This window comes from Pseudomonas sp. MWU13-2862 (assembly GCF_023242495.1).
Taxonomy (GTDB): Bacteria; Pseudomonadota; Gammaproteobacteria; order Pseudomonadales; family Pseudomonadaceae; genus Aquipseudomonas; species Aquipseudomonas gingeri_D.
Genome location: NZ_JALMEZ010000005.1, coordinates 229,021 through 247,175, shown reverse-complemented (window position 1 = coordinate 247,175; position 18,155 = coordinate 229,021). Strand labels below are relative to the sequence as shown.

The following is an 18,155-nucleotide window of genomic DNA, read 5'->3' as shown; positions in this document are numbered from 1 at the left end:
GATGGAAAAGCTCCTGAAATGCCCAGGGAATGGCCCAAGCACCCCATCAGCAGCGCGTAACCCCTTGATAGGTAAAGTAATTGATCTCCACCGCAAATATCACCATGCAGTTCGGCGCCAAGCCGCTCTTCGAGAACGTCTCGGTCAAATTCGGCGCCGGTAACCGCTACGGCCTGATCGGCGCCAACGGCTGCGGCAAATCGACCTTCATGAAAATCCTCGGCGGCGACCTCGACCCGTCCGGCGGCCAGGTCATGCTGGAACCGAACGTACGCCTGGGTAAACTGCGCCAGGACCAGTTCGCCTACGAAGAATTCAGCGTACTCGACACCGTGATCATGGGTCACGAAGAGCTGTGGAAGGTCAAGGCCGAGCGCGACCGCATCTACTCGCTGCCGGAAATGACCGAAGAAGACGGCATGACCGTGGCCGAGCTGGAAACCGATTTCGCCGAGATGGACGGCTACACCGCCGAATCCCGCGCCGGTGAATTGCTGCTGGGCCTGGGTATCGGCATCGAGCAGCACAACGGCCCGATGAGCGAAGTCTCCCCGGGCTGGAAACTGCGGGTGCTGCTGGCCCAGGCGTTGTTCTCCGATCCGGAAGTGTTGCTGCTCGACGAGCCGACCAACCACCTGGACATCAACACCATCCGCTGGCTGGAAAACATCCTGACCCAGCGCTCCAGCCTGATGATCATCATCTCCCACGACCGTCACTTCCTGAACAGCGTCTGCACCCACATGGCGGACCTGGACTACGGCGAGCTGCGCCTGTTCCCGGGCAACTACGACGAATACATGACCGTGGCGACCCAGTCCCGCGAGCAGTTGCTGTCGGACAACGCCAAGAAGAAAGCACAGATCTCCGAGCTGCAATCCTTCGTCAGCCGCTTCTCGGCCAACGCCTCGAAAGCCAAGCAGGCCACTTCCCGCGCCAAGGCGATCGACAAGATCCAGCTGGCCGAAGTCAAGCCATCGAGCCGCGTCAGCCCGTTCATTCGCTTTGAACAGACCAAGAAGCTGCACCGCCAGGCGGTCATCGTCGAGCGCATGGCCAAAGGTTTTGATGGCAAGACCCTGTTCAAGGACTTCAGCTTCCAGGTTGAAGCCGGCGAGCGCGTGGCGATCATCGGCCCGAACGGGATCGGCAAGACCACCCTGCTGCGCACCCTGGTCAACGAACTGACCCCGGACGCCGGTACCGTCAAGTGGACCGAAGCGGCCGAACTGGGCTACTACGCCCAGGATCACGCTTCGGACTTCGAAGACGAATCCAATCTGTTCGACTGGATGGGCCGCTGGACCAAGGAAGGCGAACAAGTGGTTCGCGGTACCCTCGGCCGCATGCTGTTCTCCAACGACGAGATCCTCAAGTCGGTCAAGGTCATCTCCGGTGGTGAGCAAGGCCGCATGTTGTTCGGCAAGCTGATCCTGCAAAAGCCGAACGTGCTGATCATGGACGAACCGACCAACCACCTGGACATGGAATCCATCGAGTCCCTCAACCTGGCGCTGGAGAACTACCCGGGCACGCTGATCTTCGTCAGCCACGACCGTGAGTTCGTTTCATCCCTGGCCACCCGCATCATCGAACTGAGCCCAAGCGGCGTGATCGACTTCAGCGGCACCTATGACGACTACCTGCGCAGCCAGGGCGTGGTGTTCTAAAAAACTATGGGAGCCGGCACGCCGGCTCCCATAGAGCACACAAGAAATTAGTTAGCCTGCTTTCTTTTATCCTCCCATCCCGCCATCATGTTCGCCTCTAACCGCCCGCCCGCGAACGAGCCTTCATGTCCGCCCAGCAACCTCCCAGACCGACCAGCAACCTGACGATCACCCTGCAGATCGTTTCCATCGTCTTCTACACCTTCATCGCCTTCCTTTGCATCGGCCTGCCGATTGCGGTGTTGCCCGGTTATGTACACGGACAACTGGGGTTCAGCGCGGTGATCGCTGGCCTGACCATCGGTTCGCAATACCTGGCGACCCTGCTCAGCCGCCCCATGGCAGGGCGCATGGCCGACGGTATCGGCACCAAACGTTCGATCATCTATGGCCTGTCGGGCATTGTGCTCAGCGGCGCGCTGACGTGGGTCTCGACACAAGTGCAGCACCTGCCACTGCTGAGCCTGGGGATTCTGATCGGTGCGCGCCTGCTGCTGGGGATCGCCCAGGGCCTGATCGGCGTCGGCACCATCAGCTGGGGCATTGGCCAGGTCGGCGCGGATCAGACCGCCCGGGTCATTTCCTGGAACGGCATCGCCTCCTACGGCGCCATCGCCATTGGCGCGCCATTGGGGGTGCTGATGGTCGAGGATTACGGCTTCGCCAGCCTCGGCATCGCCTTGTCGACCCTGGCCCTCGGAGCGCTGCTGCTGATTCGCAACAAACCTTCGGTGCCGGTGATTCGCGGTGAGCGCCTGCCGTTCTGGGCGGTGTTCGGGCGTATCGCGCCCTATGGCGCCAGCCTGACCCTGGCCTCCATCGGCTATGGCACCCTGACTACCTTTGTCACCCTCTTCTATCTCAGCCGCGGCTGGACCGGTGCCGCCTATTGCCTGACGGTGTTCGGCACCTGCTTCATCCTCGCCCGGCTGTTCTTTATCGGCTGCATCAACCGCTTCGGCGGTTTCAAGGCAGCCATCGCCTGCATGAGTATCGAGACCCTGGGCCTGGTGCTGCTCTGGCTGGCGCCTTCCACCGGCGTCGCCCTGGCCGGCGCGGGCCTGGCGGGGTTTGGCCTGTCGCTGGTGTATCCGGCGCTGGGTGTGGAGGCGATCAAACAGGTGCCGAGTAGCAGTCGCGGCGCGGGCCTGAGCGCCTATGCGGTATTTTTCGACCTGGCACTGGCCATCGCCGGTCCGGTGATGGGCGCGGTGGCCTCGAACCTGGGCTATTCGTGGATTTTCTTCACGGCCGCACTCCTCTCGGTCGGCGGCCTGTCGGTCACGGTGCTGCTGGCACGTCGCGCGGCCGCCCACTGACTCACTGATCGGCGGTCTGCATCCCGCCATGGCTCGGCGTACTGAGGGTCTTGCTGAAGAAGCGCCCGGCTTCGTGGATCAGGTCGCGATGAATATCCTCGCGGTTGACCCCTTCGGCATCGGTACAGAGTCCCGGCGTGGCCTGCAGTTGCTCGGGGCCGCACGGCGCCATGAAGACGAAATGCCCGGCCCCGGCGATCAGCTTGAACTGCGGCGCCACCGGCAGCTTGCGCGCCAGGGCGGCGGCATTCTTGTCCGGAAACACCAGCTTGTCGTCACCGCCGCTGTACATCAGTACCGGCACATGGACACCGGCCAGGGTATGGCGGCCGAACATCAGGCTCAGCGGCGCCATCAGCAACAGCGCATGCACCCGTGGATCGGCCACCGGCTGCAGGTCATCGCGGTCGACAATCAATTCGCCCTTGGTGTTGCAGGCATCCTTGTCATCCGGACGCTGCTGGCAATAACGACGCAGACGCTCCAGGTTCGGCTGGGCGCCGGCCAGGATCAGCGCGGTTTCGCCGCCCGCCGAATAACCGATCACGCCGACATTCTCGGCTTCGATAAACGGTGACAGGGTCGAGTCGCCGAGGGCGGCGGTGATGGCTTCGGAAATCTGCATAGGCCGGCCATAGAGGTTGCTCAGCGTCCCCAGGCGGCTTTGATCCTTGTAGTTGTCGCCCGGGTGCAACACCGCGACCACGATAAAGCCCTTGCGCGCCAGGGAAGTGGCCAGGTCGTGCAGGGCCAGGGGCGTGCCGGTGTTGCCATGGGACAACATCAGCAGTGGATAGCGACCAATGGCAACCTTGACGTCTTCGCCGGCCTGGATCGTGTAGTTGCCGATCCGGCTCGTGTGCTCACGATCACTGGAAGGATAGAAGGCAATCGCCGACATCGGCTTGAGATCCAGCGGATCGAGGAATATCAGACGATGATAACCGACGCTCCAATGAGCGGGCGGCGCAGCCTGCACCGTCAGGAGGCTGCTGGACAAGCAGATCAGTAACACTGCACAAAGACGCATCATGGGGATGTCCACCTTTGCTGCGTAATTAGCACGCCAATTCTCTTCAATTCCCTGAAGCTAAAGCTCTGGAGAGGGCTTTGACTGATTTTCGAGGTTTTTCAGAGCACCTATGGTTGATCGATGCTTGCATAAACCGAGCCAAACCTGAACAGCCAGACGCAAAAAACTCCGTACTCTGACCATTCATAATGATCAGAGTACGGAGTTTAATGGGTGTTCCCGAAAGAAGCTCGCGCGTTTACCAAAGCTTTACGCGGTGGCGAACAGCTCTTCGCTGATCCGCGCCTGCGCGGTGCTGATGGCCTTGGCGCGGACTTCTTCGCCGTAACCCAAGCCATGGGCGCGGACGAATTCGATATCGGTGATGCCGAGGAAACCGAACAGCACGTTCAGGTAGTCTTCATGGGCTACGCCGGTAGGCATGCCGACATGCAGGCCGCCGGAAGTGGAGACGATCACCAGTTTCTTGCCACCCGCCAGGCCTTCAGGACCGGCTTCGGTGTAACGGAAAGTCTTGCCGGCGACGGTGATGCGGTCGATCCAGGCCTTGAGTTGGGTCGGGATGCTGAAGTTGTACATCGGTGCCGCGATGACGATGGCATCGGCGGCGAGGAACTCTTCGATGGTCGAAGCACTGAGTTCGGCTTCGTGGCGCTGGGCGGCGTCACGCAGTTCGGCAGCGGTACCGCCGGCGACCAGGGTCAGGCTGGAGAAGTGGCTGATGGCGTCGCTGGCCAGGTCGCGGTAGGTCACCACGGCAGAAGGCTCGGCGAGTTTCCAGGCGTCGACCACCTGACGGCTCAACTGACGGGAGGCGGAGTTGTCGCCCAGGATGCTGGAATCAATGTGCAAGAGTTTCATGCGGGATCTCCAAGTGAGGATCGCCACTGGGCGATCAAGTTGAGATAATCCTACAGGCGAAACCAATAGCCGATTAGACAGCTTGAATGTGATAGTTTGTCCCAACCATAGAACAATCGAGTCACGCCCATGCAGGACCTCAACGATCTCTACTACTTCGCCAAGGTGGTCGAAGCCGGCGGCTTCGCGGCGGCCGGGCGTCTGCTGGGCATTCCCAAGTCGCGCCTGTCGCGACGCATCGCCGAGCTGGAAGAACGCCTCGGCGCGCGCTTGCTGCAACGCACCACCCGCCAGCTGAAACTCACGGCGGTCGGCGAGCGCTACCTGCGCCATTGCCAGGCGATGCTGCTGGAGGCCGAGATGGCCGACGAGGCGGTGGCCAGCATGTCCAGCGAACCCCGTGGACGCTTGCGCGTCTCCTCTCCGGTGGGCCTGGCCCAGGAGTTCATGCCCTGGGTGATCTCCAGCTTCCTGACCGCGCACCCGCTGGTTCAGTTGGAAGTGCTGATGGTCAATCGGCGGGTCGACCTGGTGACCGAGGGCGTCGATGTCGCCCTGCGGGTCCGCGAACAAGGCGACGAAGACCCGTTGCTGGTGACCCGCCGCCTGCGTCAGGCGCAAACCTTTATCCTGGCGACACCGGCCTTTCTCGAACAACACCCCATCAACCAGTTGGACGATCTCAGGAATGCACCCGTATTGGGCGCCCTGGAGGCTGATCGGCTGGTGCACCTGAGCCTGATCAACGCCGAGGGTGAAAAACGCGAACTGACCCTCGAGGCCCGACTCGGAGTCGACGACTTTGTCGTGCGCAAGGCCTGTGCCCTTGCCGGCCTGGGCTTTACCGTCCTGCCGATGCTGTATTGTGAGCAGGAGTTGGCCAACGGCACTTTCGTGCAGATACTCCCGGAATGGTCCTTGCCCGGCGGCTGGTTGCAGGCCGTCTACCCCCATCGGCGCGGCGTACTGCCGGCGGTGCGGGCCTGGATCGATCATCTGGCTGAAGTTTTCAAAGGTTGCGGAGATAGAACACTGTGAAAGGATCAAGCCTGAGCCGGGAAGACGTCGCGCAGTTCTGCCTGACACTGCCCGGGGCGCGGGAAGACTACAAATGGGGCGGCGTGCGGGTATTTTCCATTGCCGGCAACAAGATGTTCGCCGTGCAAGGGCTGCGCGGCGACTCCCTGGCCTTCAAGGTCGACAAGGAGCTGTTCCTCGGTCATGTCGACCGTCCGGGGATCGGGCCCGCGCCGTATCTGGCCAGGGCCCACTGGATCATCATGGACACACCCTACCCGCTTGGCCGTGACGAACTGCAAGGGTTGATCCAGCGTTCCCACCAACTGGTGGTGGCAAAACTGCCCAAGCGCGTCCAGGTCGGCCTGCTGTTATAGAAACGACAGGTGCACCAGGCTGGTGCCGAGGAACAGGTAGTCGATCCAGAACACCTGGTGCAACAGCACGATCAACCAGAACACCAACTGAAACGAGACTTTGCGGGTCTTGTGCCGAAACACCTGCTGGGCGATCAGCGCCCCCGGCCAGCCGCCCAGCAGCTCGATGGCGTGGAGGACCTTCTCCGGTGTACGCCAGCTTTCGTCGCGAGCCTTGCGCTTGTCGCTCCAGTAGAGAAAAAACGCCAGCAGGCTGACCAGTCCGTAAGCCCACAACGGTGCCGGGGAGCCACCGCCGAGCCACATCTTCAGCGCGCCAAATCCAGGCAACACGCAGAGCACCAGCAGCACCGCCAGCTTGAGCTTGAGATGCCGGACCCGGCCGCCAGCCTGGCGGGTACGTTCCTCGTTACGTGGCGCCCTCATCCGTGGCTCGACCAGTCGACCCAGCCGAACTGCCAGGTGGCCAGGATCACCAGGCCGAAAGCAATCCGATACCAAGCGAACGCCACATAGGTGTGGCTGGCGATGAACTTCAGCAAGCCGCGCACGGCGATCATCGCGAAAACAAAGGACGTCACGAAACCCAGGGCAATCACCGGCAAGTCCGCCATCTGGAACTGATGGCGGAAACCGTAACCGGAATACACCGCGGCGGCGACCATGGTCGGCATCGCCAGGAAGAACGAAAACTCGGTGGCGGTCTTGCGCGACAGCCCGAACAGCAAGCCGCCGATAATGGTCGCACCGGAACGCGAGGTGCCGGGGATCATCGCCAGGCATTGGGCGAAGCCGACCTTCAGGGCATCTTTCCAGGTGATCTCATCCACCGTCTCGGCATGCACCACGTGCTGGCGGCGCTCGGCCCAGAGGATGATCAAGCCGCCCACCACCAGCGCGGCGGCGACGGTGATCGGGTTGAACAGATAGGTGGCGATAACCTCCTTGAACAACACCCCCAGCACCACCGCCGGCAGGAACGCCACCAGCAGGTTGAAAGTAAAGCGCTGGGCATTGCGCTGCGTCGGCAGGTCCCGGACCACCGAGAACACCTTGTGACGAAACTCCCAGACAACCGCCAGGATCGCCCCGAGCTGGATAATGATATTGAAGGCAATCGCCCGTTCCCCACCGAAATTCAGCAGGTCCGCGACGATAATCTGGTGCCCAGTGCTGGAGATCGGCAAGAACTCCGTCAAACCCTCGACAATACCCAGAATCACTGCCTGTACGGCGGTCCACAGATCCATTATTCCCCCATGCTGCCGCACACCCCGCGCGGCACTTGAAAAATTCGACGCTCGATCAGTTGCCCATGACAACAGGTACACAGCGTGCCGCACCACTTGTCGTCAAAGCGTAAAAAATGCCTGAAAAATCAAACATCAACTCAGGTTTGTCAGTTTCGGGCCGAGATCCTATCAGACACGTCTGTTTGTGGCTGCCAGGAAAGTAGCCAAAAGCCTGCTGGGCAGGAGCGATAAAACCTGTTTGGATGCAGATTGGCGATGATCACAACAAGAAGAAACAAGGAGCGGTGTCCTCATGAATAGTTTGCGAAATGTGTCGATCAGTCGGCGGTTGTGGCTCATCCTCATCGTCGCCATGGCGATGCTGCTGACCCTGGGCCTGTTGATGCTCCAGCAGATCCATGACGACCTGTACCAGGGCAAGGCGCAGAAGACCCAGCACGTGGTCCAGGTCGCCAGTGGCATCCTCAACTACTACCATGACCTGGAAACCGCCGGCACCCTCAGCCGCGACGCCGCGCAGAAGCAGGCCATGAACGTGATCCGCGGCCTGCGCTACAACCAGACCGACTATTTCTGGATCAACGACCTGCGCCCGGTGATGATCATGCACCCGGCCAACCCCAAGCTTGAAGGCCAGGACCTGTCAGGGATCAAGGACCCGGACGGCTACGCCCTGTTCAACGAGATGGTCACCCTGACCAAGGCCAAGGGCGCGGGGATGATCAACTATCGCTGGCCAAAACCGGGGGCCAGCGCCCCGGTACAGAAAACCTCCTATGTCCAGCTCTTCGAACCCTGGGGCTGGATCCTCGGCTCGGGCGTGTACGTCGACGACCTGCAGGACGAGTTCTACGGCCAGGTCTGGCGAGCGTCGCTGATCGGCCTGGGGATTGCGCTGATCATGGCGTTGCTGGTGACGATGATTGCCCGCAGCATCGTGCGCCCCCTGCAGGAAACCGTGAACGCCATGGCCAATATCGCCAGCGGTGAAAGCGACCTGACCCACAGCCTCGATACCCACGGGCAGGATGAAGTAACGCAACTGGCCCGCCATTTCAACGGGTTTACCAGCAAGCTGCGCAGCGTGGTTGGTCAGCTCCAGGACTCGGCCACCGCACTCGGCCAGTCCTCCAGCGACCTGGGCAGCAACGCCACCCAGGCCCAGGCCCGCAGCCAGCAGCAATCGCAACAGATGGAAATGGTGGCGACGGCGATCAACGAAGTCACCTATGGCGTGCAGGACGTGGCCAAGAATGCCGAGCAGGCCGCCAGCGAGATGCGTGATGCCGAAGCCCAGGCGCGCCAGGGCCAACTGAATATCGACAACAGCCTGCAACAGATCGATTCACTCTCCGCCACCATCAACCAGGCGGTGGAGGTGATCCGCACCCTGGCGGCCGAAAGCACGCAGATCGGCAGCGTCCTGGAAGTGATTCGCTCGATTGCCGAACAGACCAACCTGCTGGCCCTGAACGCCGCCATCGAAGCCGCCCGGGCCGGTGAACAGGGTCGCGGCTTTGCCGTGGTCGCCGATGAAGTGCGCCTGCTGGCCCAGCGCACCCAGAAGTCCACGGCGGAGATCCAGTCGATGATCGAACGCCTGCAAGGTCATTCCGAAGCCGCGGTGAAAGTCATCGGCGACAGCAGCCGTGCCTCGCAACTGACCATCGAGCAGGCCGGCCTGGCCGGTGAGAGCCTGAACGCCATCGGCCAGGCCCTGCGTAACCTCAATGGGCTCAATGCCTCGATTGCCAGCGCCACCCTTGAGCAGTCCCATGTGGTGGAGGAAATCAACCAGAACGTCACCGACGCGGCGGGCCTGTCCCACAGCACGGCCCTGGCGGCCGAGCAATCGAGTGTCGACAGTGAAAAGCTCAAGAACCTGAGCCAGCAACTCAATACCTTGCTCAAGCAGTTCAAGGTCTGAGAGCGGGAGGGTACAATCGCCCTCCTTTTTTCGAGCCCAAGGAATTCCCATGCCCGCGCCCATGAAGGTCATTGTCCTGGCGGGGCCTGAATCCAGTGGTAAAAGCTGGCTGTCCGCCGAACTGCAAGCCCATTTCGGTGGCCTGGTGGTGGGCGAATACGTGCGTTATTTCATCGAGTGCAACCCGCGTGATACTTGCCTGGAGGATATCCCGGCCATCGCCCGCGGGCAGCTTGATTGGGAGGATGCGGCTCGCGCGCAGGCCCCCAGGCTGCTGATTCTCGACACCCACTTGCTGAGCAATCTGCTCTGGAGCCGGATCCTGTTCGGCGAATGCCCGGCGTGGATCGAACAGGCCCTGCTGGCGCGCCACTATGACCTGCACCTGTTACTGCGTCCCGAAGGCGTGGGCTGGATCGACGATGGCCAGCGCTGCCAACCGGAGCTGGGTGAACGCCAGACCTTTTTCGCCGCCAGCCTGGATTGGCTGTTACAGCATGGACAACCGGTAACGGTGATCGAAGGCGATTGGCAGGCGCGTCGCGAGCAGGCCTTCGCGGCCGTCGCCCGGCTGCTTGAAAGTGCCTGAAAACGCCGAAAACCCCAGGAAAATCGGGATCAGTGTCCATTTCTGAAACACCCGCTACACAGGCGAAGCCTCAAAATCAACGGTTCAGGCACGGCACTGCCCCAAGTGTTAAGCCCCTGATACACCTCCCCTGAAAGGCCCGTATTACCGCGTTGCGCCGAAATCTCCCCGTCTGCCCCCCTCGATACTGTCTCATCCGTGAAACAGTTTTCACGCGATTCATTTGCCTTCCAAAACAACCCATTGTTTTAAAAGGAAAAACAAAAAGCGGCACAGCTTCTGCTCTTTCCCTCTCAAACGCCAGGCTAGGGCCAGCGTACTGAAGAAGGAATGCCGTCATGGGGACTTTCACTACCGGCTTTACCCGCACCGTGCTGATCAGTTGCGCGATCAGTTCGATGCTCTGCCTCACGGCCCAGGCCGGTGGCAACGGAGTGATTGTCCTTGATCGTACCGTGCAACCACAGAGTTATGGCCGCCCGGCCCTACAACCTGATCCCAACCCCACCACGGTCAACGCCAACCCTTCCGCCGTAATCACCTCGACCACCGGCCAGGAACTGAGTGATGGCGATATCGCTGGCATCAGTACCGGCGGCTCCATTAGCCAACTGATCACCACCAATACCACCAGCATGCCCGGCCTGAACAACCCCAATGGCCTGCCAGGGATGACCGCCGGACACGGCGGCGGCAATGGCGCCAGCATCGCCAACACGATCAACCATGGGCTGTCGGCGGGTATGAACGCCCTCGGCGCCATCGGCAAGGGGCAATGACATGCGCCATTCACTGTTTCTTCTCGCCCTGTTCAGTAGCGCCGGCGTACTGGCCGACTCCGGTAGCCCGGTTATCGACAGCGCCACGATCAACAACAGTAGCCAGCAATACAACGGCAACGTGATGGTCAACCAGGCCGCCGGCGACCAGCAGCAACAGCTCAACAGCCGCGCCATCGCGGTCGGCACCAACGCCAGTGCCACGACCTCGCTGAACCAGAAAATCACCACCGGGGCCAGTACGGCAATCGACGCCAAGGCGGCCATCCAGGGCAACTCTTTCAGTAACGGCAACGGCATGGTTGGGGTCAACCAATCCGCCGGTGCCAACAACCAGATGATCAATGCCGTGCGGATCAGCATCAGTGCCGCGCCGCAAAGCATCGACGACAGCGTCCTGTCCCAACAGAACGTGGCGCTGTCACCGAACTCGGACTCATCCACACCCTCCGGCAGTCGCCAGGTCGTTACCAGCGACCAGGCCTTCACCGGCAGCCGGGGCGTGATTCAGGTGAGCCAGAGCGCGGGGGTGGGCAACCGTATGGCCAACACCCTCAGTATCCGGGTCGCTGATTGACCCGTGCAGTGCCCATTAGAAAGTACCAACACTTAACTCAACTAATAAGCACGGAGATACACACCATGAAACCTACAATGGCTCTCAAACCACTGGTCTTCGCTCTGGCCGCCATCATGGCAATGGCCGCTCAGGCAGGCGGTGATGAAGGACACGGTCGTCGTCATCATGACCATGACAAAGGCCCGGACCTGGCGACCCTGCTGCAAATCACCGCAGGCGCCACCGCCTCGGTGAATGACACCCAGGACAGCCACGGCAACTCCGTCGTCAACGAAGGCACCCAGAACAACGGCAGCATCAACAGCTCGTTGAACAGTGCCAGCGGCAACATGGGCGCCAACGCCGCGGCCGGCGATGGCAACCAGCAGCTCAACGAAGCCGCGCTGGCCACCGCCGACGAAAGCTTCATCTTCGGCAGCGCCGTTTCCAGCACCACTTTGACCCAAACCAACCACAACAACACGGTCCTGAACCAATCCACCCAGAACAATGGGTCATTGAACAACTCTGGTAACAACGGCTCCGGCAACATGGGTGTCAACGTTGCTGCCGGCAACTTCAACCAACAGAAAAACGACCTGGCCATCGCCGTATCCGGCGGTCGTGTCGCGTCGGCAACCGGCGCGGCTACCCAGAACTCCAACGGCCTGCAAGTGGCCAACGCCGCGGTACAAGCCTACAAAGTCACCACCCTCAAAGCCACTATCGATATTGATGGCAGCTACAAAGGGACCTTCTCAGGCACCGAAAGCAGCGGCAAAGGCGGTTATGGCAATGACGGCTGGGGTGGCGGAGACAACGGCAAAGGGAAAGAAACCATCAAAGGTACCGAGATGGGGACTATCGACCTGAATGGCGTCGCCACCTATCAAGTGATGACACCTAACGGCTGGACCATGCCTGTGGTCAACAACGCCAGCATCAACAACTCGCTCAACAATGCCTCGGGCAATGTGGGTGCCAACGTGGCGGCCGGTGTCGGCAACCAACAAGGCAACACCCTGTCCATCGCAGCAGGCTGCCGCGCCTGCATGTAGTGGCAACAGTACTGAGAGCCCCGGAAACGGGGCTCTTTTTTCAGCTCTGAGAGGCGTATGACCATGCGTACTATCGCCCTTGCCCTCGCGCTTTTTCTCTCCATCCCTATTCAGGCCGCGACCATGGCCGTGCCCGGCCTGCCGGGTGCAGTGGTTTTCTACAAGCACGTACAAAGCATTCGCGAACGGCGTTTTTCCGACCTGGTCGAGCAGAAGACCGACTTCAGTTGTGGTGCCGCCGCACTCGCCACCTTGTTGCGCCAGGCCTACTGGCTGGACGTCAACGAAGAACAGATCATCAAAGGCATGCTGACCACCTCCGACCAGGAGCTGGTCAAGAAGCAAGGCTTCTCCATGCTGGACATGAAGCGCTACATCGAAAGCATCGGCATGCGCGCCAGGGGCTACAAGATTCCCGCCGACAGCCTGCCCAGCGTGACCATTCCGGTCGTGGTGATGATGGAGATCCGCGGCTACAAGCATTTCGTGGTGATGCAGCGCGCCGACAAGGACTGGGTCTATATCGGCGACCCGGTACTGGGCCACAAGCGCTACAGCAAGGCCGACTTCCAGAAAGGCTGGAACGGCATCATCTTCGCCATCATCGGTCCCGGCTACGACAAGAGCAACGCCTTGCTCGACCCACCGGCCCCGCTGACGGCCAAGAACAAGCTGGACACCTTCCACCCGGTCAAGGACGCGGAACTGATGGATTTCGGCTTTATCCAGAGCGACTTCTTCTAAGGTGAACTAAAAATAAAGGGGCAGGATGCTCCGGGAGCAGCACATGAAAAACTCACACTGGTTGATGGTCAGTTGCCTGGCACTCACCTGCCTGCCGGCACACGCAACCCTGCCCTTCAAGCCTATCGAACTGAAAGATTCAGAGATGTCCGAACTGCGTGGTCGCTACGTCATGCCAGGACGCATCATCAGTTTCGGCATTGTCATGCAAAGCAGTTGGACCAACGCCCGGGGCGACATCATCGGCGCGGCCACTTCCCTGCAAATCCAGCAATCGACTGTCAAACCGCAGTTCTACGTCACCACCTTCAGCACCCAGGGCAACGGGGCGGCCCCCACCCAGGGCACCGGCACGGTGATCGGCGGTGCCGGCCTGAACGCCTCGGCGGGAGTGACCCAGGTAGTGCGTGCCGCTGGCGACGGCAACGGTGCCAGCAACAACGTGGCGATCAATGTCAGTGAAGCGAACCAGGTCCCGACCAGCCCTCAGCAAATGGGCCAGGCGCTCACCAGCGGCGGCAGCATTACCGGCTCCGGTGCCGCCGGCAGCGTCACCGTCTCTGCCGCGGCCAGCGGCGTGAAAATGCAGATACTGGCCAACAACAATCAGGGCAACGCGCTGCAACAGATCGCCCAGGGCGGTGTGTTGCAGTCCACTACCCTGCTGGGTGGCAACAACCTGGTCAACAGCATGACCCAACTCAATGTGGTGTTGCAGAACAACATGCCTACCGTGGGAGCACTGGATTGCAGCCTGACTCAACTCAAGGGACTACGCAGTATGGGATTCTGAACTACGCTCATTTTCGACCATTGGATGTCAGAAAAGGACGACTTATCTCATGTCTCTATCGCTCTCTCTACGCATGGCGGTATGTGTGGGTGCGCTCTTCCCGGCGACGATGCTGCAAGCAGCAACTGACCCCGAGGTAGAGGCCCTGAAACAGGAACTCCAGGAGCTGAAACAACGCTACGTACAACAGCAACAAGCGTTGTCGGTACTGGAACAACGGGTTCGTCAGGTCGAGGATCAACCGGCACCGCCACCGCCCAAACGCCTGGTCAAATCCCCGGCGGACCTGAAAAAGGGGCAAACGGTGGCGGCGGCCGGCGCGAGCGCTCCAGGCTCAGCGGCCAGCACATCTGGCGCCTCTTATGGCCAGTCCCTCAAGGATGATTCAGCACCGGCCCAGAGTGTGTCCGACCTGTACAACGAGGCCAGCGGCTTCTTTGGCAATGGCAAGTTCAGTGTCGAGACGGGTGTCACGTATTCGCACTACGATACCCGGCAGCTGTTTCTCAACGGCTTTCTGGCCCTGGACTCGATCTTCCTCGGCAATATCAACCTGGATCGGATCAAGTCCGATACCTGGACGCTCGACCTGACCGGCCGTTATAACCTCGACAACCGTTGGCAGTTCGACATAAACGCCCCGATCGTCTACCGGGACTCGGTCTATCAAGCCGGAGGCGGCAACGGTGGCGCAGCCGGCACCACCGTCGAGCAAACGGTGAGACAGGACCCGGCCTTGGGCGACGTCAACTTCGGCGTGGCCTACAAGTTCCTCGACGAGTCGGAGAACTGGCCGGATGCCGTCTTCAGTTTCCGGATCAAGGCGCCTACCGGCAAGGATCCGTATGGCATCAAGTTCCTCACCTCGTCTCAAAGCACCAGCCTGACTTATCCGCAAAGCTTGCCGACCGGCAACGGTGTCTGGTCCGTCACACCCGGCATCTCGCTGGTCAAAACCTTTGACCCGGCCGTGCTGTTCGGCACCTTGGCCTACACTCACAACTTCGAGCAATCGTTCAACGATATCAGTGCACAACAGGGTGTGGTCGTTCCCGGCAAGGTCCAGCTCGGCGACAGCTTCCAGATCGGCGCGGGCGTGGCCTTCGCCCTGAACGAGAAGATGAGCATGTCCTTCTCGTTCTCGGACCTGGTGCAAAGCAGGAGCAAGCTCCAGCAGAGCGGTCAGAGCTGGCAGAACGTGATCGGCAGCGATGCCAACTCGGGGTTCTTCAACATCGGCATGACCATTGCCGCTTCGCCGAACCTCACCATCGTACCCATGCTGTCCCTGGGCATGACCCCCGACGCGCCGGACTTCTCCTTCAGCGTGAAATTCCCCTACTACTTCTGACGCAGCCCCATGGAAAAGGCCCGCAACGTGCAAACGCTGCGGGCCTTTTCGTTTCGCTCACCGCGCCCTAGCGGATCTGGTGCTTGTGCAGCAATCGATAGAAAGTCGGACGTGACACCCCCAGCACCCGGGCGGCCACGCTCATATTGTCGCTGTGCCGGTTCAACACATCGCACAGTGCCTGGTGCTCGGCACGGTGCACATAGTCTTCGAGGGTGCCCATGGGTGCGCTGTCGCACGGCAGGCTGTTCAAACCCAGGTCCCGGGCCTCGATCTGCCGCCCCTCGGCCAGCACCAGCCCGCGCCTGACCCGATTGGCCAGCTCGCGGACATTGCCCGGCCAGGCATGATTGCCCAGGGCGACCAAGGCCTCTTCACTGAAACTACGCGGCCGGCGCCCGGTTTCCTGGCTGTAGAAATGGGAAAAATGGTTGGCCAGCATCGCCACATCGCCATGCCGTTCGCGCAGTGGCGCCGTTATCACTTGCAAGACGTTGAGCCGATAATAGAGGTCCTCGCGGAAACGCCCGCTGCCGATGGCGGCTTCCAGATCGACATGGGTCGCCGCCAGCACCCGTACATCCACCGCGATGGGCTGGCTGCCGCCGACTCGCTCGATGTGCTTTTCCTGGAGGAAACGCAACAGATTGGCCTGCAACTCCAGGGGCAAGTCGCCGATTTCATCGAGAAACAAGGTGCCGCCGTTGGCCGCTTCGATGCGCCCGACCTTGCGCTGGTGCGCTCCGGTAAAGGCGCCTTTCTCATGGCCGAACAGCTCGGACTGGATCAGGTGTTCCGGAATCGCCCCGCAATTGATCGCCACGAATGGCTTGGCGTGTCGTTGGGACTGACGATGCAGGGTGCGCGCCACCAACTCCTTGCCGGTCCCGCTTTCCCCACGGATCAACACCGGCGACTCGGTGGGCGCCAGTTTGCCCAGCAGCTTGCGCAGCTCGCGGATCGGCCGGCTGTCGCCGAGCAACTCGTGCTCCGGCTGGTCGACATGGATCGAACCCTGGCCGCGCAAGCGCGCCATGCCGAAGGCGCGACCTAATGTCACCTGTACGCGGGAAACATCGAAGGGCAAAGTATGGAAATCGAAGAACCACTCGCACACGAAGTCACCGACGTTCTGCAAACGCAGCACTTCCTGGCTGAGGACCGCGATCCACTCGGTGCCGCTGCGGCTGATCAGGTCCTTGACCGCTTCAGGGCGTTCGAGATGAAACGGTTGCAGACGCAACAGACCGACATCGCAGGAACGGTCGAGGGCGGCGTCCAGATTGCAACTGTCGACATCCCAGCCGACGGTGCGCAAGCCAGGTAACAGGCGATGACAATCATCGCAGGGATCAACCACCAGCAGGCGTCTGAGCGGAACCGCTTCTTGCATGACTGATCCTTGGCGCCAGAGTTTTAAATATTTATTAGAAACAAGCAGTTGGCAAACCTGCCTGTAACACTAGCAAGAACTTGACGCAGGCTTGTACCGTTTGGTTATAACTTTGCCGATGCATAAGCCATAGATCCGGAAAGCTGCAAGCCAGAGCCTTCGGGCCACCGCTACTGGTTTGGCGGAGCGGACGTGGCCATACCGGGGCTTGAACTGAGTATATGAAAGAAAGTGAAAAAAACTTTATGACTTGTGTGACCTGATGCCCGCGATCGGACATCAGTACAAGTAACCGACCGAAACGGTGAGCCCAAACCGACGGTCCAGCGAAATTGTTTGGGCATACTTGAGAGAAAACCCATGAACGCCCCGCTCCGTATGAACGAAGCACTTCTGATGGCCGGCCAGGCCCTCAAGCCATTCCAATGTGTTGCCTGGGTGGCACAAGACAAAGGCGAACTGAGCCTGACCGTGATCGACCGGACCAACAACAGCATCGGTCGCCAGCAGATTCCTTGCAGCGCCTACTCCGACTCCGAGCAGTTGGTCAGCCTGCTGCAACAGGCCCGTGCGGAGTTGAGCCAGAAAGGCTACGACCTGCAGCCGTGGACATTGTCGGCCTGATAGCGCTCCAGAGAACACGCAAAACCTTGTAGGAGCAGAGCTTGCTCGCGAAGGCGGATTCATAGGCGCCGTAGCTCCAAGGTGTATGGCCGCTTGCAGCGGTTCGCGAGCAAGCTCTGCTCCTACAGTTGACCGCGTTCTCCCGCACGATCGCAGTGTCTTTCAGGGTGTCGAAAGCTCTTCGATATGCCGATACTGCGCGCCCAGTTCCGCCGCCAACCGCACGGCACGTCCCAGGCGGATCGGACCTTTTTCCAGGTCCACCAGCAACGCCTGGCAGTTAAAGACCGGCAAGCCCGACCAGGCTTTCAAACGCCCATCCGTCAGCAACAGCACCCGCTGCTGTTCAGCCGCAAAGCGTTTCTGCCGCTTGGCCAACCAATCCGCCGCTTGCGCCAGCGCTGCCTGCAAAGGCGTTCCGCCCCCTGCTCCCAAGTCCTCCAGCCAACCGCGTAAATCACTCGAAGCTTTCAAACCCTGAAGCTGCCACTTGGGCCGATCACCGCTGGCAGTCATCAACGCCAGGCGCGCCCGCTGCCGATAAGCATCGTCAAACACCTGCGCCAGCAAGCCCTTGGCCTCACTCAACGCATGGTGCCGGCGGGTCGAGGCCGAAGCATCGACAATCACCAGCCACAGTTCATGGGGCGAGCGGCTGCGCGGACGAAAGCGCAGGTCCTTGCGCAGACGCGGGCGCCCGCCCAGCAAGGTCTCCACCCAACTGATCGCACCGCTATCACCAGCCCTGCTGACGCCTTGACGCCCAGCGGACAAACGACCTGACCGAGGCCTGGCATCCGCCCCCGGT

Annotated in this window: 19 protein-coding genes; 13 read left to right on the top strand and 6 right to left on the bottom strand. The window is 60.8% G+C overall.

Features of this window, described 5'->3' with window-relative positions; all coding sequences use genetic code 11:
- Positions 1-80: 80 nt before the first annotated feature.
- A complete protein-coding gene (locus tag M5C56_RS11415) occupies positions 81-1,670 on the top strand; it encodes an ABC-F family ATPase (protein ID WP_103494246.1) in 1,590 nt (529 codons plus the stop codon).
- Between the two features lie 125 nt (positions 1,671-1,795).
- The gene (locus M5C56_RS11410; protein ID WP_103494245.1) at positions 1,796-2,989 is read left to right on the top strand and encodes an MFS transporter; all 1,194 of its coding nucleotides are present in this window, start codon (positions 1,796-1,798) and stop codon (positions 2,987-2,989) included.
- A gap of 1 nt (position 2,990) precedes the next feature.
- On the opposite strand, the gene M5C56_RS11405 is transcribed toward M5C56_RS11410, so the two are convergent.
- Both M5C56_RS11405 and M5C56_RS11400 read right to left on the bottom strand, forming a co-directional pair.
- Positions 2,991-4,022, bottom strand: a complete 1,032-nt coding sequence (locus M5C56_RS11405) for a dienelactone hydrolase (protein ID WP_103494244.1) — start codon at positions 4,020-4,022, stop codon at positions 2,991-2,993.
- A 249-nt stretch (positions 4,023-4,271) separates the two neighbouring features.
- The gene (locus tag M5C56_RS11400) at positions 4,272-4,883 is read right to left on the bottom strand and encodes an FMN-dependent NADH-azoreductase (protein ID WP_103494243.1); all 612 of its coding nucleotides are present in this window, start codon (positions 4,881-4,883) and stop codon (positions 4,272-4,274) included.
- Between the two features lie 129 nt (positions 4,884-5,012).
- Between M5C56_RS11400 and M5C56_RS11395 the strand changes: the two genes are divergently transcribed.
- Together M5C56_RS11395 and M5C56_RS11390 are read left to right on the top strand one after the other, a co-directional pair.
- A complete protein-coding gene (locus M5C56_RS11395) occupies positions 5,013-5,921 on the top strand; it encodes a LysR substrate-binding domain-containing protein (RefSeq protein WP_103494242.1) in 909 nt (302 codons plus the stop codon).
- Positions 5,918-6,277, top strand: coding sequence for an MmcQ/YjbR family DNA-binding protein (locus M5C56_RS11390; protein ID WP_103494241.1), 360 nt, complete (start codon positions 5,918-5,920; stop codon positions 6,275-6,277). Before M5C56_RS11395 ends, M5C56_RS11390 begins: the two co-directional genes overlap by 4 nt.
- Here M5C56_RS11390 and M5C56_RS11385 read toward each other — a convergent pair.
- Both M5C56_RS11385 and M5C56_RS11380 read right to left on the bottom strand, forming a co-directional pair.
- Positions 6,272-6,703, bottom strand: coding sequence for a DUF1294 domain-containing protein (locus M5C56_RS11385; RefSeq protein ID WP_103494240.1), 432 nt, complete (start codon positions 6,701-6,703; stop codon positions 6,272-6,274). The two genes, M5C56_RS11390 and M5C56_RS11385, sit on opposite strands and share 6 nt — an antisense overlap.
- Positions 6,700-7,527 carry an undecaprenyl-diphosphate phosphatase gene (locus tag M5C56_RS11380; RefSeq protein WP_103494239.1) on the bottom strand — a complete coding sequence of 276 codons (828 nt, stop codon included), beginning with the start codon at positions 7,525-7,527 and terminating at the stop codon, positions 6,700-6,702. The genes M5C56_RS11385 and M5C56_RS11380 overlap by 4 nt, the downstream gene beginning before the upstream one ends.
- A 295-nt stretch (positions 7,528-7,822) precedes the next feature.
- Here M5C56_RS11380 and M5C56_RS11375 point away from each other — a divergent pair, with 295 nt between their 5' ends.
- The 8 genes from M5C56_RS11375 (at position 7,823) to M5C56_RS11340 (ending at position 15,330) form a co-directional block, all read left to right on the top strand.
- Complete coding sequence (locus tag M5C56_RS11375) at positions 7,823-9,457, top strand: methyl-accepting chemotaxis protein (RefSeq protein ID WP_103494238.1); 1,635 nt, start codon at positions 7,823-7,825, stop codon at positions 9,455-9,457.
- Positions 9,458-9,518: 61 nt separating this feature from the next.
- On the top strand, positions 9,519-10,046 hold the full coding sequence (locus tag M5C56_RS11370; RefSeq protein WP_103494269.1) for an AAA family ATPase: 528 nt from the start codon (positions 9,519-9,521) through the stop codon (positions 10,044-10,046).
- A gap of 338 nt (positions 10,047-10,384) precedes the next feature.
- Positions 10,385-10,825: a hypothetical protein gene (locus tag M5C56_RS11365; RefSeq protein ID WP_103494237.1), complete on the top strand. Its 441-nt coding sequence runs from the start codon at positions 10,385-10,387 to the stop codon at positions 10,823-10,825.
- A gap of 1 nt (position 10,826) precedes the next feature.
- Entirely contained in the window at positions 10,827-11,402 is a 576-nt protein-coding gene (locus M5C56_RS11360) for an adhesin (protein ID WP_103494236.1), read from the top strand.
- Between the two features lie 65 nt (positions 11,403-11,467).
- Positions 11,468-12,442, top strand: a complete 975-nt coding sequence (locus M5C56_RS11355) for a heme utilization protein (protein ID WP_103494235.1) — start codon at positions 11,468-11,470, stop codon at positions 12,440-12,442.
- Between the two features lie 63 nt (positions 12,443-12,505).
- A complete protein-coding gene (locus tag M5C56_RS11350; protein ID WP_103494268.1) occupies positions 12,506-13,186 on the top strand; it encodes a C39 family peptidase in 681 nt (226 codons plus the stop codon).
- Between the two features lie 43 nt (positions 13,187-13,229).
- Entirely contained in the window at positions 13,230-13,979 is a 750-nt protein-coding gene (locus tag M5C56_RS11345) for a hypothetical protein (protein WP_103494234.1), read from the top strand.
- Positions 13,980-14,028: 49 nt separating this feature from the next.
- Positions 14,029-15,330, top strand: a complete 1,302-nt coding sequence (locus M5C56_RS11340; protein WP_103494233.1) for a hypothetical protein — start codon at positions 14,029-14,031, stop codon at positions 15,328-15,330.
- A 67-nt stretch (positions 15,331-15,397) separates the two neighbouring features.
- Here the strand turns inward: M5C56_RS11340 and M5C56_RS11335 are convergent, their stop codons facing one another.
- On the bottom strand, positions 15,398-16,723 hold the full coding sequence (locus M5C56_RS11335) for a sigma-54 dependent transcriptional regulator (protein ID WP_103494232.1): 1,326 nt from the start codon (positions 16,721-16,723) through the stop codon (positions 15,398-15,400).
- A gap of 360 nt (positions 16,724-17,083) precedes the next feature.
- Between M5C56_RS11335 and M5C56_RS11330 the strand changes: the two genes are divergently transcribed.
- Positions 17,084-17,347, top strand: a complete 264-nt coding sequence (locus tag M5C56_RS11330; RefSeq protein WP_100943402.1) for a hypothetical protein — start codon at positions 17,084-17,086, stop codon at positions 17,345-17,347.
- 162 nt (positions 17,348-17,509) lie between these two features.
- Here the strand turns inward: M5C56_RS11330 and M5C56_RS11325 are convergent, their stop codons facing one another.
- The gene (locus M5C56_RS11325; protein ID WP_103494231.1) at positions 17,510-18,121 is read right to left on the bottom strand and encodes a VWA domain-containing protein; all 612 of its coding nucleotides are present in this window, start codon (positions 18,119-18,121) and stop codon (positions 17,510-17,512) included.
- Positions 18,122-18,155 lie beyond the last annotated feature (34 nt).